The organism is Pseudomonas sp. JC1203 (assembly GCF_056175065.1).
This window is the reverse complement of record NZ_JBWCAM010000026.1, coordinates 71,038-89,217: the sequence shown is the minus strand read 5'-3', so window position 1 is coordinate 89,217 and position 18,180 is coordinate 71,038. Positions and strand designations below refer to the sequence as shown.

General features: G+C 66.4%; 15 protein-coding genes. 4 read left to right on the top strand and 11 right to left on the bottom strand.

The window, feature by feature from the left end; translation table 11 throughout:
- Positions 1–103: 103 nt before the first annotated feature.
- From AC0SZ7_RS28915 to cbiE, 3 genes are read right to left on the bottom strand one after another with little or no spacing between them, the layout of a single operon-like run.
- Positions 104–814 carry a cobalt-precorrin-6A reductase gene (locus tag AC0SZ7_RS28915; RefSeq protein ID WP_475507588.1) on the bottom strand — a complete coding sequence of 237 codons (711 nt, stop codon included), beginning with the start codon at positions 812–814 and terminating at the stop codon, positions 104–106.
- Positions 811–1,896 (bottom strand): cobalt-precorrin-5B (C(1))-methyltransferase, encoded by a 1,086-nt coding sequence (locus AC0SZ7_RS28910; protein WP_475507587.1) that lies wholly within the window; start codon positions 1,894–1,896, stop codon positions 811–813. The genes AC0SZ7_RS28915 and AC0SZ7_RS28910 overlap by 4 nt, the downstream gene beginning before the upstream one ends.
- Positions 1,889–3,100: a precorrin-6y C5,15-methyltransferase (decarboxylating) subunit CbiE gene (cbiE, locus tag AC0SZ7_RS28905; protein WP_475507586.1), complete on the bottom strand. Its 1,212-nt coding sequence runs from the start codon at positions 3,098–3,100 to the stop codon at positions 1,889–1,891. The genes AC0SZ7_RS28910 and cbiE overlap by 8 nt, the downstream gene beginning before the upstream one ends.
- A gap of 118 nt (positions 3,101–3,218) precedes the next feature.
- Between cbiE and cobG the strand changes: the two genes are divergently transcribed.
- The 4 genes from cobG to cobJ are packed head-to-tail and all read left to right on the top strand — an operon-like array spanning position 3,219 to position 7,571.
- Positions 3,219–4,517 (top strand): precorrin-3B synthase, encoded by a 1,299-nt coding sequence (cobG, locus tag AC0SZ7_RS28900; protein ID WP_475507585.1) that lies wholly within the window; start codon positions 3,219–3,221, stop codon positions 4,515–4,517.
- A complete protein-coding gene (locus AC0SZ7_RS28895; RefSeq protein ID WP_027979650.1) occupies positions 4,514–5,140 on the top strand; it encodes a precorrin-8X methylmutase in 627 nt (208 codons plus the stop codon). Before cobG ends, AC0SZ7_RS28895 begins: the two co-directional genes overlap by 4 nt.
- Positions 5,140–5,871, top strand: a complete 732-nt coding sequence (locus tag AC0SZ7_RS28890; protein ID WP_473006809.1) for a precorrin-2 C(20)-methyltransferase — start codon at positions 5,140–5,142, stop codon at positions 5,869–5,871. The genes AC0SZ7_RS28895 and AC0SZ7_RS28890 overlap by 1 nt, the downstream gene beginning before the upstream one ends.
- On the top strand, positions 5,871–7,571 hold the full coding sequence (gene cobJ, locus AC0SZ7_RS28885) for a precorrin-3B C(17)-methyltransferase (protein ID WP_475507584.1): 1,701 nt from the start codon (positions 5,871–5,873) through the stop codon (positions 7,569–7,571). Before AC0SZ7_RS28890 ends, cobJ begins: the two co-directional genes overlap by 1 nt.
- A gap of 10 nt (positions 7,572–7,581) precedes the next feature.
- On the opposite strand, the gene AC0SZ7_RS28880 is transcribed toward cobJ, so the two are convergent.
- The 8 genes from AC0SZ7_RS28880 to prmA all read right to left on the bottom strand — a co-directional run bounded on the left by AC0SZ7_RS28880 (position 7,582) and on the right by prmA (position 18,126).
- Positions 7,582–8,178: a MarC family protein gene (locus tag AC0SZ7_RS28880; RefSeq protein WP_475507583.1), complete on the bottom strand. Its 597-nt coding sequence runs from the start codon at positions 8,176–8,178 to the stop codon at positions 7,582–7,584.
- Between the two features lie 198 nt (positions 8,179–8,376).
- Positions 8,377–11,151: a response regulator gene (locus AC0SZ7_RS28875; RefSeq protein WP_475507582.1), complete on the bottom strand. Its 2,775-nt coding sequence runs from the start codon at positions 11,149–11,151 to the stop codon at positions 8,377–8,379.
- A 126-nt stretch (positions 11,152–11,277) separates the two neighbouring features.
- Entirely contained in the window at positions 11,278–12,564 is a 1,287-nt protein-coding gene (gene purD, locus AC0SZ7_RS28870; protein WP_475507581.1) for a phosphoribosylamine--glycine ligase, read from the bottom strand.
- Between the two features lie 138 nt (positions 12,565–12,702).
- Positions 12,703–14,310: a bifunctional phosphoribosylaminoimidazolecarboxamide formyltransferase/IMP cyclohydrolase gene (purH, locus tag AC0SZ7_RS28865; RefSeq protein ID WP_475507580.1), complete on the bottom strand. Its 1,608-nt coding sequence runs from the start codon at positions 14,308–14,310 to the stop codon at positions 12,703–12,705.
- A 79-nt stretch (positions 14,311–14,389) separates the two neighbouring features.
- Positions 14,390–14,710 (bottom strand): DNA-binding transcriptional regulator Fis, encoded by a 321-nt coding sequence (gene fis / locus AC0SZ7_RS28860; protein ID WP_008368706.1) that lies wholly within the window; start codon positions 14,708–14,710, stop codon positions 14,390–14,392.
- Entirely contained in the window at positions 14,707–15,720 is a 1,014-nt protein-coding gene (dusB, locus tag AC0SZ7_RS28855) for a tRNA dihydrouridine synthase DusB (RefSeq protein WP_455924176.1), read from the bottom strand. Before dusB ends, fis begins: the two co-directional genes overlap by 4 nt.
- 245 nt (positions 15,721–15,965) lie before the next feature.
- Positions 15,966–17,207 carry a DUF3426 domain-containing protein gene (locus AC0SZ7_RS28850; RefSeq protein WP_475507579.1) on the bottom strand — a complete coding sequence of 414 codons (1,242 nt, stop codon included), beginning with the start codon at positions 17,205–17,207 and terminating at the stop codon, positions 15,966–15,968.
- 40 nt (positions 17,208–17,247) lie between these two features.
- Positions 17,248–18,126 carry a 50S ribosomal protein L11 methyltransferase gene (gene prmA / locus AC0SZ7_RS28845; protein WP_475507578.1) on the bottom strand — a complete coding sequence of 293 codons (879 nt, stop codon included), beginning with the start codon at positions 18,124–18,126 and terminating at the stop codon, positions 17,248–17,250.
- Positions 18,127–18,180 lie beyond the last annotated feature (54 nt).

Genomic DNA, 18,180 nt, shown 5'->3' with positions numbered 1-18,180 from the left:
GGGGGATTATCCACGATAGGCGTGTTCAAGTGTAGGAGCCGGCCTTGGCCGCGATGGCATCACCGCCGATTCGCGGTGCCTGCATCGCGACCAAGGTCGGCTCCTACAGGGCCTGCAGCAGATCTGTAACTGAATAAAACTCCCGGTCTGTGGCGGGCAACAGCGGGCGCCCCAGGACCAGCACCGGTACGCCTCTTTCCCGCGCTACTTCAAGCTTGGGCTCAGTGGCACTGCTACCGCTGTTCTTGCTGATCAACACATCAATCTGCCGACGTTCGAACAACGCCCGCTCATCCTCGATACGAAACGGCCCGCGCGCGCCGATCACTTCGCAGCGCTCGTTGCCCGCGCAGCTTTCCAGGGCGCGCAGGGTCCAGAACTGATGCTCGGGAACCTCGTGCAAATGCTGCAAGGGCTCGCGGCCCAGGGTGAACAAGGGGCGCTTAAACGGCTTCAACGCCGTGATCAACGCCGGCCAACCGGCAAACTCGCGCCAGTCATCGCCGGCCTGTGCCTGCCAGGCCGGGCGGCGCAAGGCCCAGCAGGGCACGCTCGCCAGTGAGGCCGCCAACACGGCATTGGCGCTGATCTGCGCCGCATAGGGGTGAGTCGCGTCGATCAGCAGGTCCACCCCCTCGGCGCGTATGAACGCCGCCAGCCCTTCGGCACCGCCATAGCCGCCAACCCGTACCTGGCAGCGCAGGTCGGCGGGTACGCGGCCCACGCCGGCCAGGCTGTAGATATGTTCCGGCCCAAGCGTGCGCGCAATCGCCAGCGCCTCGGTGACCCCACCCAGCAGCAAAATTCGTTTCAACGCGCTTCCCCGACGATGCCACCGACCCGGTCGATGGCGAAGACTTCAACCTGTACCTGCGCCGGCACCACGCTGCGGGCGAAGGCCAGGGCATGGCGGCACACTTCATCACCCAGCTTGACCCCGACCGTGCTGGCCATGGCCAACGCCTGCTGGCTGGTGTTGGCGGCGCGGATGGCGGCCTGCAGGTCGGCATCGGCGCCGATATCGGCCGCCCACTGCGCCAGCTGCTCAAGGTTGATGCTCGAATGGCGGCTGTGCAGGTCCATATGCCCGGCCGCCAATTTGCTGATCTTGCCGAAGCCGCCACACAGGCTGAGTTTATCCACAGGCACCTTGCGCAGGTGCTTGAGCACCGCGCCGACGAAATCGCCCATCTCGATCAAGGCTATTTCCGGCAGGTTGTACACCCGGCGCATGGTGTCCTCGCTGGCGTTGCCGGTGCAGGCGGCGATGTGCATGAAGCCGTTGGTGGTGGCGACGTCGATACCCTGGTGAATCGAGGCGATGTAAGCCGCGCAGGAAAACGGCCGGACAATGCCGCTGGTGCCCAGGATGGACAGGCCGCCGAGGATGCCCAGGCGCGGGTTCATGGTTTTCAGGGCCAGCGCGGCGCCGTCCTGCACGTTGACCGTCACTTCGAAGCCGCCGCCGTAGCCGCATTCCAGCGCCAGCGCGGTGAGGTGCTCGGTGATCATGCGCCGCGGCACCGGGTTGATCGCCGGCTCGCCCACGCCCAGCACCAGGCCGGGGCGGGTGACGGTGCCTACGCCCTCACCGGCGACGAAGCGGATGCCCGCGTCGATCAGGCGTACCCGTGAATACAGCAGGGCGCCGTGGGTCACGTCCGGGTCGTCGCCGGCGTCTTTCAACGTGCCGGCTTCGGCGCCGCCATCCAGCAGCCGGCAGAATTCCAGGCGCATCTCCACCTGCTTGCCCTTGGGCAAGGTGATTTGCGCGGCGTCCAGGGCCTGGCCGGTCAGCAGCAGGCGCGCGGCAGCCAGGCTGGTGGCGGTGGCGCAGCTGCCGGTGGTCAGGCCGCTGCGCAGGGGCGCGGGTTGTTCGGCGGTTTCGTCACGCATCGAGGGGTTTGACCAGTTCCAGCAGGGTGATAGGCAGCGCCTGGCGCCAGGTGTCGAACGCGCCCAGCGGCTGCGCCTGGGCCACGTGGATGCGGGTGAGCTCGCCGCCGTGCTGCTCGCGCCAGTGCGCCAGGGCCAGCTCGCTTTGCAGGGTGACTGCGTTGGCCACCAGGCGGCCGCCGGGCTTGAGCTGCTGCCAGCAGGCGTCGAACACGCCTTCGCGGGTAACGCCGCCGCCGATGAAAATCGCGTCCGGGCGCTCCAGGCCTTCCAGCGCCTGGGGCGCGCGGCCACGGACCAGTTGCAGGCCGGGCACGCCCAAGGCGTCGCGGTTGTGCTCGATCAACTGCTGGCGGCCGTCGTCGCTTTCGACCGCAAGGGTGCGGCAACTGGGGTGCGCGCGCATCCACTCGATGCCGATGGAGCCGCTGCCAGCGCCCACGTCCCACAGCAGTTCACCGGGCTGCGGCGCCAGGCGGGCGAGGGTGATGGCGCGCACATCGCGCTTGGTGAGCTGGCCGTCGTGACGGAAGGCGCTATCGGGCAGGCCGGCCAGGCGCGACAGGCGCGGGGCGTCGACGGCGGCGCGGCAGTCGATGGCCACCACGTTGAGGTCGGCCAGCGGCGCCTCGGGGCAGTCGTTGGCGGTAAAGGCCTGGCGGCGCTCGGCCGGGCCACCCAGGTGTTCGAGCACGGTCATCAGGCTGGCGCCGTAGCCGCGCTCGCGCAGCAACCGGGCGATGGCGGCGGGGCTGCCGCCGTCGTTGCTCAGCACCAGCAGGCGCACGCCGTTGGCCAGCGGTGCATTCAGCGCAGCCACCGGGCGGGCGACCACCGACAGCGTCACCACGTCCTGCAGCGGCCAGCCCAGGCGGGCGGCGGCTAGCGACAGCGAGGAGGGCGCCGGGTGGATCAGCAGTTCGTCTTCGGCCACCTGGCGCGCCAGGCTGGCGCCCACGCCGAACAGCATCGGGTCGCCGCTGGCCAGCACGCACACGGGGCTGCCCCGCAGCGCCAGCACCGGCGCCAGGGCGAACGGGCTGGGCCACTGCTGGCGTTCGGCGCGGATGCAGTGGGGCAGCAGTTCAAGCTGGCGCGGGCTGCCGAAAACACGTGTGGCGTTCAACAGGGCGTGGCGCGCGGCCTTGCCGAGGCCGGGGTAACCGTCCTCGCCAATCCCCACGATAGTCAGCCAGGGTGACATGAATCTTCCTCATAACCAGCTAATCCGACCGGCAGGCTTTTCATGCGCTCGGACAAAGCAGGCATAATACCGCGCCTTCTACACTGACAACGCCTTTTCACGATTGCCGGATGCCCTCTTGACCCCACCTCAGCCCCCTGCTTCGATCCGCCCCTCGGCCTGCCCGGGGTTGTTGCGCATCGTCCAGGCGCTGGATGGCGGCATTTGCCGCATCAAGCTGGCGGGTGGCGAGTTGAGCGCTGCACAAGCGCGCGCCGTGGCCGAGGCTGCCGAGCGTTATGCCGGCGGTGTTGTGGAAGCCACCAACCGCGCCAACCTGCAGATTCGCGGCATCACCGGCTCGCACCCGGCGATGCTGGAAGGCCTGCTGGCCGCCGGACTGGGGCCACGCAACAGCGGCAGCAGCGGCGGTGACGATGTGCGCAACCTGATGCTCAGCCCCGCCGCCGGTATCGACCCGCAGATGCTGTTCGACACCCGGCCGCTGGCCGCGCAGATTCTCGACAGCCTGCAAAGCCGCGAGCGTCTGCATGAGCTGTCGGCCAAGTTCGCTGTGCTGCTGGACGGCGGCGAGGCCCTGGCCATGCATGAACACGCGCACGACCTGTGGCTGGCGCCGTTGAATCTGGAGGGTGAAACCTGGCTCGGCTTCGGCTTGGCGGGCTGCCCAGGGCAGGCGCTGGCCGCCGTGCCGCTGCACCAGGGCCATGACCTGGTGATGGCCGTGCTGGAGCGCTTCCTCGACCTGGCCAGCCCGGAGCAGACGCGCATGCGCCATGTGCTGGAGCAGGTCAGTGCCGAGGACTTCATCGCCCCGCTGGCCGTCACCCTGCGCCTGGGCCCGTTCCCGGTACGCAAGGCGGGCAGCGACTGTTTGGGCACTTATCCACAGCGCCAGGCGGGCAAGTTGTTCGTCGGCGCCGCGCCGGCCCTGGGCCGTCTCGACCCGCTGATGCTACGCGGGCTGGCCAGGCTGGCCGAGCAATACGGCGATGGCACGCTGCGCCTGACACCCTGGCAGAGCGTGATCCTGCCCCATGTGGTCGACGCCCTGGCGTTGACGCTTGAGCTGCAGGCATTGGGCCTGCTGTGCAGCGCCAGCCAGCCGCTGGCCAGGCTGATCGCCTGCACCGGCAGCGATGGCTGCAAGAAGGGCCTGGCCGACACCAAGGCCGACGCCCGCCTGCTGGCCACCCTGCTGCCTGCCGCGCAAGCCGTGCACCTGAGTGGCTGCAACCGATCCTGCGCCGCCGCCCATGTGGCGCCGGCCACCCTGCTGGCCACCTCGGCCGGCCATTACGACCTGTATCTGCGTGACGCCGGGCAACCGGGCTTCGGTGCCCTGCGCGCGCGCAATCTAGACCTGCACGCCGCCAGCGAACTGCTGGCACGCCTGCCCACGGAGCAACACCGATGATTGATTACATCCGCGACGGTCAGGAGATCTATCGCAACTCCTTCGCCATTATTCGCGCCGAGGCGGACCTGAGCGGCATCCCCGCAGACCTGGAAAAGCTCGCCGTGCGGGTTATTCACGCCTGCGGCCTGGTGGACGTGGTGCAGTACCTGCGCTTTTCGCCCGGTGCCGGCAAGGCCGGCCGTGACGCGCTGGCCAAGGGCGCCCCTATTCTGTGTGACGCGCGCATGGTGGCCGAGGGCATCACCCGTGCACGCCTGCCCGCCAACAACGAAGTGATTTGCACCCTGCGCGACGAAAGCGTGCCGGCCCTGGCCCAGGAGCTGGGCAACACCCGCTCGGCGGTGGCCCTGGAACTGTGGCGCCCGCACCTGGAAGGCGCGGTGGTGGTGATCGGCAACGCGCCGACCGCACTGTTCTACCTGCTGGAAATGATCGACGCCGGCGCGCCGAAGCCAGCACTGATCCTCGGCTTCCCGGTAGGCTTTGTCGGTGCCGCCGAATCCAAGGCCATGTTGGCTGCCGACAGCCGCGGCATCCCCTTCGTGATCGTCGAAGGGCGCCGCGGCGGCAGCGCCATGGCCTCGGCCGCGGTCAACGCCTTGGCCACGGAGGTCGAATGATGCAGGCTCGCGGACGTTTGCTGGGCCTGGGTGTAGGCCCGGGCGACCCGGAATTGATCACGGTCAAGGCCCTGCGCCTGCTGCGTGAATCGCCGGTGGTGGCTTATTTCGTCGCCAAGGGCAAGAAGGGCAACGCCTTCGGCATTATCGAGGCGCACCTGCAACAGGCGCAGACCCTGCTGCCGCTGGTGTACCCGGTGACCACCGAGGTGTTGCCGGCGCCGCTGTCCTATGAACAGGTGATCAGCGACTTCTACGACAGCGCCAGCCTGGACGTGGCCGCGCACCTGGACGCCGGCCGCGACGTGGCGGTGATCTGCGAAGGCGACCCGATGTTCTATGGCTCGTACATGTACTTGCACGACCGCCTGGCCGACCGTTATGAGGCCCAGGTCATTCCTGGCGTGTGCTCCATGCTCGGTGGTGCCTCGGTGCTGGGTGCGCCGCTGGTGTACCGCAACCAGAGCTTGTCGGTGCTGTCCGGCGTGCTGCCGGCCGACGAACTCAAGCGTCGCCTGGCCGACGCCGATGCGGCGGTGATCATGAAGCTGGGGCGCAACTTCCCCAAGGTGCGCGAGGTGCTGGCCGAACTGGGCCTGGCCGAACGCGCGCTGTACGTGGAACGCGCGACCATGGCCAACCAGAAGATCGTGCCCATCAGTGAGGTGGACCCGACGTCGTCGCCGTACTTCTCGCTGATCATTGTACCGGGCGAAAGGTGGCAGGGCTGATGAATTCCAATGCACCGGCCATCGTCATCCTCGGCAATGGCAGCCTGGCGACCGCGCGCCGTATCCAGCAGATCTACCCTGACGCCCTGATTCACGGCCTGGCCGCGCGGGTGGAAGGCGCCGACCGTGAATACCACGACTTCGGCGACACCCTGCGCCAGCTGTACCAGCAGGACACGCCGATCATCGCCCTGTGCGCCGCCGGTATCGTCATTCGCTGCCTGGCCAGCGTGCTGCTCGACAAGGGCGCCGAGCCGCCGGTACTGGCCGTGGCCGAGGACGGCAGCGCCGTGGTGCCGCTGCTCGGCGGCCTGGGCGGTGTCAACGTCATCGCCCGGCAACTGGGTGCCGGGCTGGGGGTGGCTGCGGCCATCACCACCAGCGGCGAGCTGCGCTTTGGCACCTGCCTGCTCAACCCGCCCGCCGGCTACGCCCTGGCAGACCTGGAACTGGGCAAGCGCTTTGTCAGCGACCTGCTGGCCGGCGAAAGCGTGCGCATCGAAGGCGCCGCGCCATGGCTGGCCCAGGCCCACTTGCCTGAGGATGAGCACGCGCAACTGGCCATCCACGTTGGCTGCACCGCCCGGGAGCCTGCGGCCAACGAGCTGCTGATCTACCCGAAGAACGTGCTGGTGGCCGTCGACGCCGAACTGGCGGACATCGCCGCCAGCGTGCGCGTTGCCCTGCAGCAGGCACGCATCGCGTTGCCATCGTTGGCCTGCCTGCTGGCCAGCGACACGCAGATGGCCAGCGCCGCCTTGCGTAACGCCGCCGCTGAGCTGGGCGTGGCCCTGCGTTTCGCCCCGCCTGCGCCCAGCATCAGCGCCCTGGCCGAACAGGCGGTGCCGCAACTGCTGCCGGCGCTCAGCGTCAACCCGCAACTGGCGATTGCCGTGGCCAAGCAGCCGCTGGACGTGGCCAGCATTGGCCGCGTGCGTGGCCGCCTGGCCGTGATCGGCCTGGGCCCGGGCGCGGCAGAATTGATGGTGCCGGCCGTGAAGGCCGAACTGGCGCGTGCCAACGACATTCTTGGCTACGAGACCTACGTGCGCATGGCCGGGCCGTTCCGCCCCGACCAGGTAATGCACTGCACCGACAACCGCGAGGAAATGCAGCGCGCCCGCCATGCTTTCGAACTGGCCGCCCAAGGCCGTTCGGTGGTGGTGGTGTCGTCCGGCGACCCGGGCGTGTTCGCCATGGCGGCGGCAGTGCTGGAAGCGCTGCACGAGTCCAGCGACGGCGCCTGGCACAACGTCGAGCTGGAGATCCTGCCGGGCGTCTCGGCCAGCCTGGCCACCGCCGCCCAGGCCGGCGCGCCGCTGGGGCATGACTTCTGCGTGATGTCGCTGTCGGATAACCTCAAACCGTGGGACGTGATCGAGAAGCGCCTGGACCTGGCCTGCCAGGCCGACCTGGCGCTGGCGTTCTACAACCCCATCTCGCGCTCGCGCCCCTGGCAGCTGGGCCGCGCCCTGGAAATCGTGCGCCTGCACCGCACCCCGGCCACACCGGTGGTGCTGGGCCGCGACATCGGCCGCCCGGGCCAGACCTTGCGCAACATCACCCTGGGTGAGCTGACACCTGAACAGGTGGACATGCGCACCATGGTGCTGGTGGGCTCTTCCACCACCTGCACGTTCCCCCGTGCGGAAGGTGGAAGTTGGGTGTACACGCCGCGCTGGTACCCGAACAAACCCTGAGCTTCCACGCTCAGGGCACCAGGTAACCCTTGATCCCGGTAAAGATGATCTGCGCCGCCAAGGCGCAGACGAACAGCCCCATCAACCGGCTGACGATCTGCAGCCCCTGTTCACCCAGCAGGCGTTCGATGCGGTTGGACAGGTACAGCGTCAGCCCCACGGTGGCGCTTGCCAGGGCGATGCTGAGGATGGCCATCAGCTTGTCGTCCCAATGCGGCTGGCTGACGCCCATCACCAGCAGGGCGCCGATGGTGCCGGGGCCGACGGTGATGGGGATGGTCAGCGGCACGATGGTCACGTCCTGCTGCACGTTGTCGGTCTGCACCCCCGACTTGCCCTGGGCCATGCCCAGTGCCGAGATGAACAACACGCTGCCGGCACCAATGCGGAAGGCGTCGGCGGTGATGCCGAACACACTGAATATCACCCGGCCGAACAGGTACAGCAGCACGCTGGACACCAGCACCCCCAACGCCACCTTCCACGCCAGGCGCTTGCGCTCCTTCAGCGAATAACCGCGTGACAGGCCGATGAAGCACGAGAGCACGAAGAACGGGCTGTAGAGCACCAGCATCTTCAGGTAAACGCTGAACAACGTGTGAAGCATGGGCAAGGCTCGTGCAGGAGTGGGCGATGGCAAAGTCTATAGCGCGGGCCGCCCAGCCACCACCTTTGCGTATTTCCCGTAGCAGCAACTGTCTTGTGGGAGCTGGCTTGCCCGCGAGCTCTTATGGCCCCAACAGCTCGCTGGCACGCCCCCGCCCCCAGGAGGTAGCAGCTGCCGAAGGCTGCGTCCCCGGGGGTATCAGGAATTGCTGGCCTGGTCCTGGCCCATCTCGCGCTGCGCCACCCAGTGCTCGATCAGCTCGCGCAGTTGCGACAGCTCGATGGGCTTGGCCATGTGGCCGTCCATGCCGGCCTGGCGCGCGCGTTCCTTGTGCTCGGTGAGAATGTGCGCGGTCAGCGCCACCACCGGCGTGCGTTCGCGCTGGGTCCCCAGCTCCCAGTCGCGCAGCTGCTGGGTGGCGGAGAAGCCATCGAGTATCGGCATTTCGCAGTCCATCAGCACCAGGTCGTAGCGCTGGGCCTTCATGGCGCGCAGGGCTTCCTCGCCATTGCTGGCGGTGTCGGGGGACAGGTTGAGCTTGCCCAGCATGCCGCGGATCACCTTGGTGGAGATGCTGTTGTCCTCGGCCACCAGAATGCGGAAGTCGGCGGGCACGGTGATGGCGGTGGCCGCCGCCGACGGCAGCGGGGCGTGCTGGGGCTGGTTCTGGCCGCGCTGGGCGAGCTCGTCCGCCAGGGTGGTCTTGAGCGTGTAGCCGGCCACCGGCTTGGCCAATATGCGCTTGACCCCGGCATTGCGGGCGATGATCTTGCTCGGCGCGTTGCTGATGCCGGTGAGCATGATGATCAGGATGTCGTGGTTGAGGCTGGGGTCTTCCTTGATCTTGGCCGCCAGTTGCATGCCGGTCATGCCGGGCATGTTCTGGTCCAGCAGCACCACGTCGAAGTAGTCGCGCAGGTGCGCCTTGGTGCGCAACAGCGCCAGGGCCTCCTTGCCCGAGGGCACCGAGCTTACGTTCAGGCCCCAGGCGCCGCATTGTTGCACCAGCACCTTGCGGCAGGTGTCGTTGTCGTCCACCACCAGCACCCGCGCGCCGCGCAGGGGGCTGTCCAGGTCCAGGGTCGGGTGTTCCAGGCGCTCGGGGTCCAGCGGCAGGGTCAGCCACAAGGTGCTGCCCTGCTGGCTGCCGCTCTTGACGCCGAACTCGCCCTTCATCAACAGAATCAGCTGGCGGGCAATGACCAGGCCCAGGTGGCCGCCCACCTCGTTGCCCGACAGCAGGTTCTTGCTGTGCAGTTCGCTGTGCAGCAGCGCTTCGCGCTCGTCCCGCGGGATGGGCACGCCGCTGTCCTGCACGGCAATGCGCAGGCGCGGCTCGCCGCTGCGCTGGTCCAGGGCCACCACCAGCAGGATCTCGCCTTCGTCGGTCTTCTTCAGGGCGTGGTCCAGCAGCGCCAGCAGGGTCTGGCGCAGGCGCGTGGGGTCGCCGCTGATCACCTGTGGCACCTGCGGCTGGGTGAAGCTGATCAGTTCGACGTTCTGCTGCTCGGCCTTGGCCCGGAAGATGTTCAGGCAGTCCTCGATCAGCGCGCTGAGGTCGAACTGCACATCGTCCAGCTCGATCTGCCCGGATTCGATCTTGGAGATGTCGAGAATCTCGTTGATCAGCGTCAGCAGCTCGTTGCCGGCGCTGTGAATCGTTTGCACATAGTCGCGCTGCTTGACCGACAAGGGCGTGCCGAGCAGCAGCTCGGTCATGCCCAGCACGCCGTTCATGGGGGTGCGGATCTCGTGGCTGATGCGCGCCAGGAACTCGGCCTTGGCGTTGACCTCGGCATTGCTGGCGGCCAGCTCGCGGCTGGCGCTGAAACGGTCCTCGCTGATGTTGCGCAGGCGCTCGCTGAGGGCGGTGTTGAGCATCAACCCGGTCAGCGCGCCCACGGCCATCAGGCCCAGCACCAGCCACTGCGGCGGGGTGCGGGTCAGCACCAGCAAGGCCGGCAGCACGATCAGCACGCCCAGGTTGAGCAGCAGCATGGCGCAGGTGAACAGCCGCGCCGGGCGGTAGCCCTGTTGCCAGTGGTAGGCGGAGGTCAGCAGCATGCCCAGGCCACCCACCACCATCATGGCGTAGGTGATGGAGTTGATGGGCAGGCCGTCCATCAGCAGCACCATCAGCCCGCTCAGGCCGATCAGCAGCTTGGCCGCCGTCAGCAGGCGGTCGATCAACGCGGTGGAGCGCGGCGCGAAGAAGCGCTGGGTGAACATCAGGCAGCAGATGGCCGCCAGCATCAGGGTGACGAAGCTGCCGGTGGTGCGCAGCGAATGCCAGGTGTCGAACCAGGGCCCGCTGAGGTTCAGCAGGATGGCTGCGCTCAGGGTCAGCAGTGTCTCGGCGCCGGCCAGCCACAGGCTGCTGCTGGAACGGCTGTAGGTGTAGCGCGCCAGGTTGTGGATGACCAGCATGCCCAGGCAGCCGAACAGCAGGCCCATGATCAGGGTCTGGCGTTGGTCGGCGGCCGCGCTGAGCGCCGGCAGCATGCTGACGCTGGGGCGCAACTGGTGCTCGGAGGCCAGGCGCAGGTAGAGGTCCAGCGGCTTCTGGCTGACCGGCACGGGCAGCAGGATGTCGGTGTTGGCGAACGACGGTTCGCCACCTGGCCTGCCGGCGTCGTTGCGTTCCTGGCGGATGACGGTGTCGCCGTCCAGCACGTAGAAGTCCAGGTCGGCCAGGTCGGGGGCGTAGATGCGCAGCACCTGTTCATGGGCTGCGGGGGGCAAATGGTAGTGCAGCCACTGCGCGGCGTTGGGGCCGCTGGGCACCAGCTGGCTGAGCTCGATGGGGCTGAACTGGTTCTGGTAACGGTCGGAGCGCACGTCGCTCAGTTGCAGGCGCGCGTGTTCATCGAGCAATACCGACCAGCCACTGCTCGACTCGGCCTGGGCCGGGTACACGCAGAGCAGTGTCAGCACACTGACTATCGATGAAATGGCGATCCTGAGCCAGCGCACAGCGAAATCCCTTCGAAGGTTAATGACTGAGTATAACTATGCGTGGCAGAGAAAGCGTAGGGCTAGTGGTCGAACGGCCTGAAGTACCGGGGAAAACCCGATACTTCAGGGGGAGGGCAGGGGGTTTTACTCGCCGTTTTCGCGGGCGATGGCGCGGTAGCCGATGTCGGTGCGGTAGAAGCAGCCGTCCCAGTCGATCTTGCTGGCCAGGGCGTAGGCCTGCTGCTGGGCGTCACCCACGGTGTTGCCCAGGGCGGTGGCGCACAGCACGCGGCCGCCGGAGGTCACGACCTGGCCGTCTTTCAGCGCGGTACCGGCGTGGAACACCTTGCCAGGCAGCTGGGCAGCGGCGTCCAGGCCACCGATGGCGGCGCCTTTGGCGTAGTCGCCAGGGTAGCCGCCGGCGGCCAGTACCACGCCCATGCTCGGGCGCGGGTCCCACTGGGCCTCGACCTTGTCCAGGGCCTGGGCCAGGGCGGCTTCCACCAGCAGCACCAGGCTCGATTGCAGGCGCAGCATCACCGGTTGGGTTTCCGGGTCGCCGAAGCGGCAGTTGAACTCGATGACTTTCGGGTTGCCGGCCTTGTCGATCATCAGGCCTGCGTACAGGAAGCCGGTGTAGACGTTGCCTTCGGCAGCCATGCCGTTCACGGTTGGCCAGATGACCTGGTCCATGACCTTCTGGTGCACATCGGCAGTCACCACGGGGGCCGGGGAGTAGGCGCCCATGCCACCGGTGTTCGGGCCGCTGTCGCCGTTGCCGACGCGCTTGTGGTCCTGGCTGGTGGCCATTGGCAGGACGTTCTTGCCGTCGACCATGACGATGAAGCTGGCTTCCTCGCCGTCCAGGAACTCTTCAATCACCACGCGCGAACCGGCATCGCCGAAGGCATTGCCAGCCAGCATGTCGCGTACCGCGTCCTCGGCTTCGGCCAGGGTCATGGCGACGATAACGCCCTTGCCGGCGGCCAGGCCGTCGGCCTTGATCACGATTGGCGCACCTTTTTCACGCAGGTAGGCCAGCGCAGGCTCGATTTCGGTGAAGTTCTGGTATTCGGCAGTCGGGATCTTGTGGCGCGCCAGGAAGTCCTTGGCGAACGCCTTGGAGCCTTCCAGCTGGGCCGCGCCCTTGGTCGGGCCGAAGCAGTCCAGGCCGCGTGCGCGGAACAGGTCGACGACGCCAGCCACCAGCGGTACTTCCGGGCCGACGATGGTCAGGGCAACGTTCTTCTCGGCGAAGTCGGCCAGCTGCTCGATGGCCTGCACGTCGATGGCGACGTTTTCGCACTTGGCTTCAATGGCGGTGCCGGCGTTGCCGGGGGCCACGAAGACTTTCGCTACGCGTGGGTCTTGGGCGACTTTCCAGGCCAGGGCGTGTTCACGGCCGCCACTGCCGATGATCAATACGTTCATGTCAAAACCTCGAATTCTGTGTGGGGCGGTTCCACTTGCACTGTGGGAGCTGGCTTGCCCGCGAGCTTTTCAGGGCCTCAAAAGCTCGCTGGCAAGCCAGCTCCCACATTCAGTGCAACGTCAACCGCCTGCTTTCGATCAGTGGCGGAAGTGGCGCATGCCGGTGAATACCATCGCGATGCCGGCTTCGTCGGCGGCAGCAATGACTTCAGCGTCGCGCATCGAGCCGCCTGGCTGGATCACGGCAGTGATACCCACTTTGGCTGCGTTGTCGATACCGTCACGGAACGGGAAGAACGCGTCCGAGGCCATGACCGAACCCTGTACCTGCAGGCCGGCGTGCTCGGCCTTGATGGCGGCGATGCGCGCGGAGTTGACGCGGCTCATCTGGCCGGCGCCGACACCGACGGTCTGGCGGTTCTTGGCGTAGACGATGGCGTTGGACTTCACGTACTTGGCCACTTTCCAGGCGAAGATCAGGTCGTGAATCTCTTGCTCGGTTGGCGCGCGCTTGGTCACAACCTTCAGGTCGTCGGCGCTGATCATGCCGATGTCACGGCTCTGTACCAGCAGGCCGCCGTTGACGCGCTTGTAGTCCCAGGCGGCGGCACGGTCGGCCGACCACTCGCCACACGCCAGCAGGCGCACGTTGGCCTTGGCGGCAACGATGGCACGGGCTTCGGCGCTGACCGACGGGGCAATGATCACTTCCACGAACTGACGGTCGACGATGGCCTTGGCGGTCTCGGCGTCCAGTTCGCGGTTGAAGGCGATGATGCCGCCGAAAGCCGATTCGGTGTCGGTGGCGTAGGCCAGCTCGTAGGCCTGGCGGATGCCGCCTTCGGCGTCAGGGCTTACGGCCACGCCGCACGGGTTGGCGTGCTTGACGATGACGCAGGCAGGCTTGACGAAGCTCTTCACGCATTCCAGGGCAGCGTCGGTATCGGCGACGTTGTTGTAGGACAGTTCCTTGCCCTGCAGTTGCTCGGCGGTGGCGATGCCCACTTCGGCCGGCTTGGCTTCCTTGTAGAACGCCGCGCTCTGGTGCGGGTTCTCGCCGTAGCGCATTTCCTGGGCCTTGATGAACTGGCTGTTGAAGGTGCGCGGGAATTCGCTGCGGCCTTCGGTGCTCAGGGTCTCGGCAGCCTGGTTCACGGTGCCCATGTAGTTGGCGATCATGCCGTCGTAGGCAGCGGTGTGCTCGAACGCCTTCAGCATCAGGTCAAAGCGCTGGGCGTAGGTCAGGCCGCCGTCTTTCAGGCTGGCCAGCACCTGGCCGTAGTCGCTGGCGTTGACCACGATGGCCACGTCTTTGTGGTTCTTGGCCGCCGAGCGGACCATGGTCGGGCCGCCGATGTCGATGTTCTCGATGGCGGTCGGCAGGTCGCAGCCTGGCTTGCTGATGGTGGCTTCAAACGGATAGAGGTTGACCGCGACCAGGTCGATCGGCTTGATACCGTGCTCGCTCATGATGGCATCGTCGATGCCGCGACGGCCCAGGATGCCGCCGTGGATTTTCGGGTGCAGGGTTTTCACCCGGCCGTCCATCATTTCAGCGAAACCGGTGTAGTCCGCCACTTCCACTGCGGCAACGCCGTTGTCCGCAAGCAGCTTGAAGGTACCGCCGGTGGACAGGATCTCGACGCCCAGGGCTTCGAGTTCACGGGCGAATTCAAGGATACCGGTCTTGTCGGAAACGCTGATCAAGGCGCGGCGGACGGGCAGGCGGGTAGTCTGGTCGGTCATTTCAATTTCCGTCTAAAGCAGAGGAGTCAGCAAAAAAGGCGACCCTGGACAGGTCGCCTTTTCTGGTTTGAATGCATGCTTACAGCAGATCGTATTGCTTGAGCTTCTTGCGCAAGGTACCGCGATTCAGGCCCAGCATCTCGCTGGCCTTGGTCTGGTTGCCCTTGACGTAATTCATCACGCTTTCGAGCAAGGGGGCCTCGACTTCGGAAAGCACCAGGTTGTACACGTCAGTGACGGCAGCGCCCTCAAGATGGGCGAAATAATTGTGCAGCGCCTTCTCGACGCTGCCACGAAGGGTCTGACCCTCTTCGCTGGGCGTGTTGAGGTGCTGTTTCAAGTTGACGTTGTCGCTCACGGGCGTTGTTCCACTCACTAAAGTCTCGGTCATCATCGTCATGCGGCCACCCCCTGTCCGTCCCCTTTCACAGGGCTCTCGTTACATTCGCTGAGGAACCGGCGAACGTTGGCGCACTGCGCTTCCGTATCTTCCAAACGATTGAACTGGGCGCGAAATTCCTTGGCGCCCGGCAAGGTTGCCAGGTACCACCCGACGTGCTTGCGGGCGATTCGAACGCCCATCACATCGCCATAGAAGGCGTGCAGCGCAGCCAGGTGCTCCAGCAGAATCTGTTCCACTTCACTCAATTGCGGTGCCGGCAGCAGTTCGCCGGTACGCAGGTAATGCTCGGTCTCGCGAAATATCCACGGCCGCCCCTGGGCGGCCCGGCCAATCAGCAAGCCGTCGGCGCCGGTGGCGTCGAGGACCTGACGGGCCTTTTGCGGCGAGGTGATGTCGCCGTTGGCAAACACCGGGATCGACACCGCCTGCTTGATGGCAGCGATGGTGTCGTACTCGGCTTCACCGGTGTACAGGTCGGCGCGTGTGCGCCCGTGGACAGACAAGGCACTGATGCCCGCCTGTTCGGCAATGCGTGCAACCGTGATGCCATTCTTGTTCGCCCGGTCCCAGCCGGTGCGAATCTTCAAGGTGACCGGCACCTCGACGGCGGCTACCACGGCGTGCAGGATTTCCTGCACCAGTGCCTCGTCTTTCAGTAAAGCGGAACCTGCCGCCTTGTTGCAGACTTTCTTGGCCGGGCAGCCCATGTTGATGTCGATGATCTGGGCGCCCATCTCGACGTTGGCCCGTGCCGCCGCTGCCAGCATCTGCGCGTCACCACCGGCGATCTGTACCGAGCGGGGCTCGGGATCACCTTCGTGAATCATGCGCAGGCGCGACTTGCGGCTGTTCCACAGGCTCATGTCGCTGGTGACCATTTCCGAGACCACCAGGCCTGCACCCATCCGTCGGCAAAGTTGACGGAAGGGTTGGTCCGTGACCCCTGCCATCGGGGCAAGGATCAGGGCGTTGTTCAATGTATATGGGCCGATGCGTACCGCCGACATAGGTGTTCCCTGTTGTGGGGCCGGATCATTAGAGTTCGAAAAAGGGTGGGCATAATACCCGCTCTCGGTGACCGGATAAAGGTCGTTTTGGATAAAATCTGAACAACTATTTGCTTATGCCCAAGCGTTCGGTTGCCCTGAAGCGTCTAAATTGTGGGAGCTGGCTTGCCAGCGAGCTTTTGGGGCTGATGAAAAGCTCGCTGGCAAGCCAGCTCCCACAAGGCCTGGAAACGGCGGGGTGCCGGCTACTCGGGGGAGCGGAAGCTGAGGCTATAGTTCACGGCTTTCGGCCCCGGATCCAGAATATCGAGGGAGATATGGATCGGCGTCTGCGGCGGCATTTCATCCTGGCCGGCCAGTTCGCCCGAAAGGTACTCGCCCGGCTTGAACCGACGGCTGGCAATCAGGTGGCCGTTAAGGTCGGCGAAGCGCAGCTCCAGCAGCGGGAACGGCTGGGAGAACGGCGCACGGTTGTAGATGATCGCATCCACCACCAGCGCACCGTTGAAGTCCGGGTGGCTGCGCACCACCAGGTTGCTGCTCTTGATCTTGTCGATGTCGACCTTGGACGGCACGCTGCAGCCAAGGCTTGGGCACAGTTGCTGGAACCACGGGCGGTACTGGTCCTGGCGGGCCAGCTCGTCGAAGTGGTACCACACGTACTGCCCGGCCAGGGCCGCGGCGGCGATCACGGTCAACGCCAGCCACAGCAGGCGTTTGCCCCAGGGGGTGCGGCGCTTCTGCCAGTCCAGTTGCAGCGGGTCGTCCACCAGGTCCAGCAGCGGCGCGTCACGCAGGTTCGGTTCGCTGCGCTCCTGCTTCTGCTTGCCCTGGCGCACGGGCGCCTCGAACGGCTCGTCATCCTCGTCATCGGCGTCCAGTGCCGACAGGCGTTCACCGGCGGGCACGTCATCGTCGGCGTGCAGGGCGCCAATGCTCGGCTCGCTGGTTTCCACCGGCGCCAGGGTCAGCGACGGCTCGGTGCGTTCCGGGGCGGCCGCCGGCTCTTCGTCCAGCGGCGGGTCGCGTTCGATGATCGGCGGCGCCGGATCGTCCTCGTGCAGCTCGTGCTCGTCACCGTGGGTGCCGAACGGCTTGTCGTGCCATTCGTCCGGCGCTTCGTCGCGGCTGGCACTGAACGACTCTTCGCGCCCAGGCTGGTCGCGGAAAGCCTTGGCCGGCTGGATTTCGCGCTGCTCCAGGCGTGCCAGTTCGCCGTCCAGGTCCAACTTGTCGAGGTCCAGCTCGTTGGCCGACCACTCGCGCAGGCTGATGGGCGTGGCGCGCCGTTCCTGGGTGGCCGGTGCCGGCTCGGGCGCGCTGGGCTCCTGGCGGCCGGTGCTTTGCTCCAGCAACTGGCGCGCAGCGTTGAACACCTGCAGGCAGGCGCCACAACGCACCACCCCGCGGGCCACGCTCAATTGATTGTGGCTGACGCGGAAGCTGGTCTGGCAATGGGGGCACTGGGTGACGAAACTGTCGGTCATGCGCGGATCCGGTTTATGCAGACAGCCATTCTAGGGCCTCTCAGCGGCGACGACCACTGATGCGTACCCAGCCATCGCGGTTGGCGATTGGGTCCAGGTCGAAGTCGGCGGCGTAGGCGGCAGCCACTTCCTCACCCTGTTCGGCGAGGATGCCCGACAGCGCCAGGCGGCCACCGCTCTTCACCAGGGTGCTCAGTTGCGGTGCCAGCGACACCAGCGGGCCGGCGAGGATGTTTGCCACCAGCACATCGGCCTGCACCTGCGGCAGGTCTTCAGGCAGGTACAGCGGGAATTTGGCTTCGGCCACGCCATTGCGCCCGGCGTTTTCACGCGAGGCTTCCAGGGCCTGCACGTCGATGTCGGTGCCCACGGCGTGCTCGGCGCCCAGCAGCAGCGCGGCGATGGCCAGGATGCCCGAGCCACAGCCGAAGTCCAGCACGTTGCAGCCGGCCAGGTCCTGGCCGTCCAGCCATTCCAGGCACAGCGCGGTGGTGGGGTGGGTGCCGGTACCGAACGCCAGGCCCGGGTCCAGCAGCAGGTTCACCGCGCCAGGCTCGGGGGCGGCGTGCCAGCTTGGCACGATCCACAGCCGCTGGCCGAAGCGCATGGGGTGGAAGTTGTCCATCCAGCTGCGTTCCCAGTCCTGGTCCTCGATGACTTCGGCGTGGTGCTCGGGCAACGCGGCGCCGGTCAACAGTTCCAGGTGGGCGAACACGCTGGCAGGTTCTGCGTCGGCCTCGAACAGCGCCAGCAGGTGGGTGTGGGTCCACAGGGGCGTGGTGTTCAGCTCTGGCTCGAAGATAGGCTGGTCTTCGGAGTCCATGAAGGTGACCGAAACGGCGCCGACTTCCAGCAGGGCGTCTTCGTAGGTTTCGGCTTGTTCTGGGCTGATGGCCAGACGGACTTGTAGCCAGGGCATGGCGGGTACCTTTGGATAAGTAGAGCAAAAGAGGCGCAGTTTACTGGAAATTGT

Bases quoted from the DNA above. Each gene is read 5' to 3' on its own strand.
- AC0SZ7_RS28895 (WP_027979650.1), top strand. From the start codon at position 4,514: ATGATTGATTACATCCGCGACGGTCAGGAGATCTATCGCAACTCCTTC.
- AC0SZ7_RS28910 (WP_475507587.1), bottom strand. From the start codon at position 1,896: ATGCGTGACGAAACCGCCGAACAACCCGCGCCCCTGCGCAGCGGCCTG.
- cobJ (WP_475507584.1), top strand. From the start codon at position 5,871: ATGAATTCCAATGCACCGGCCATCGTCATCCTCGGCAATGGCAGCCTG.
- AC0SZ7_RS28850 (WP_475507579.1), bottom strand. From the start codon at position 17,207: ATGACCGACAGTTTCGTCACCCAGTGCCCCCATTGCCAGACCAGCTTC.
- dusB (WP_455924176.1), bottom strand. From the start codon at position 15,720: ATGTCGGCGGTACGCATCGGCCCATATACATTGAACAACGCCCTGATC.
- prmA (WP_475507578.1), bottom strand. From the start codon at position 18,126: ATGCCCTGGCTACAAGTCCGTCTGGCCATCAGCCCAGAACAAGCCGAA.
- purD (WP_475507581.1), bottom strand. From the start codon at position 12,564: ATGAACGTATTGATCATCGGCAGTGGCGGCCGTGAACACGCCCTGGCC.
- purH (WP_475507580.1), bottom strand. From the start codon at position 14,310: ATGACCGACCAGACTACCCGCCTGCCCGTCCGCCGCGCCTTGATCAGC.
- AC0SZ7_RS28880 (WP_475507583.1), bottom strand. From the start codon at position 8,178: ATGCTTCACACGTTGTTCAGCGTTTACCTGAAGATGCTGGTGCTCTAC.
- fis (WP_008368706.1), bottom strand. From the start codon at position 14,710: ATGACGATGATGACCGAGACTTTAGTGAGTGGAACAACGCCCGTGAGC.
- cbiE (WP_475507586.1), bottom strand. From the start codon at position 3,100: ATGTCACCCTGGCTGACTATCGTGGGGATTGGCGAGGACGGTTACCCC.
- AC0SZ7_RS28890 (WP_473006809.1), top strand. From the start codon at position 5,140: ATGCAGGCTCGCGGACGTTTGCTGGGCCTGGGTGTAGGCCCGGGCGAC.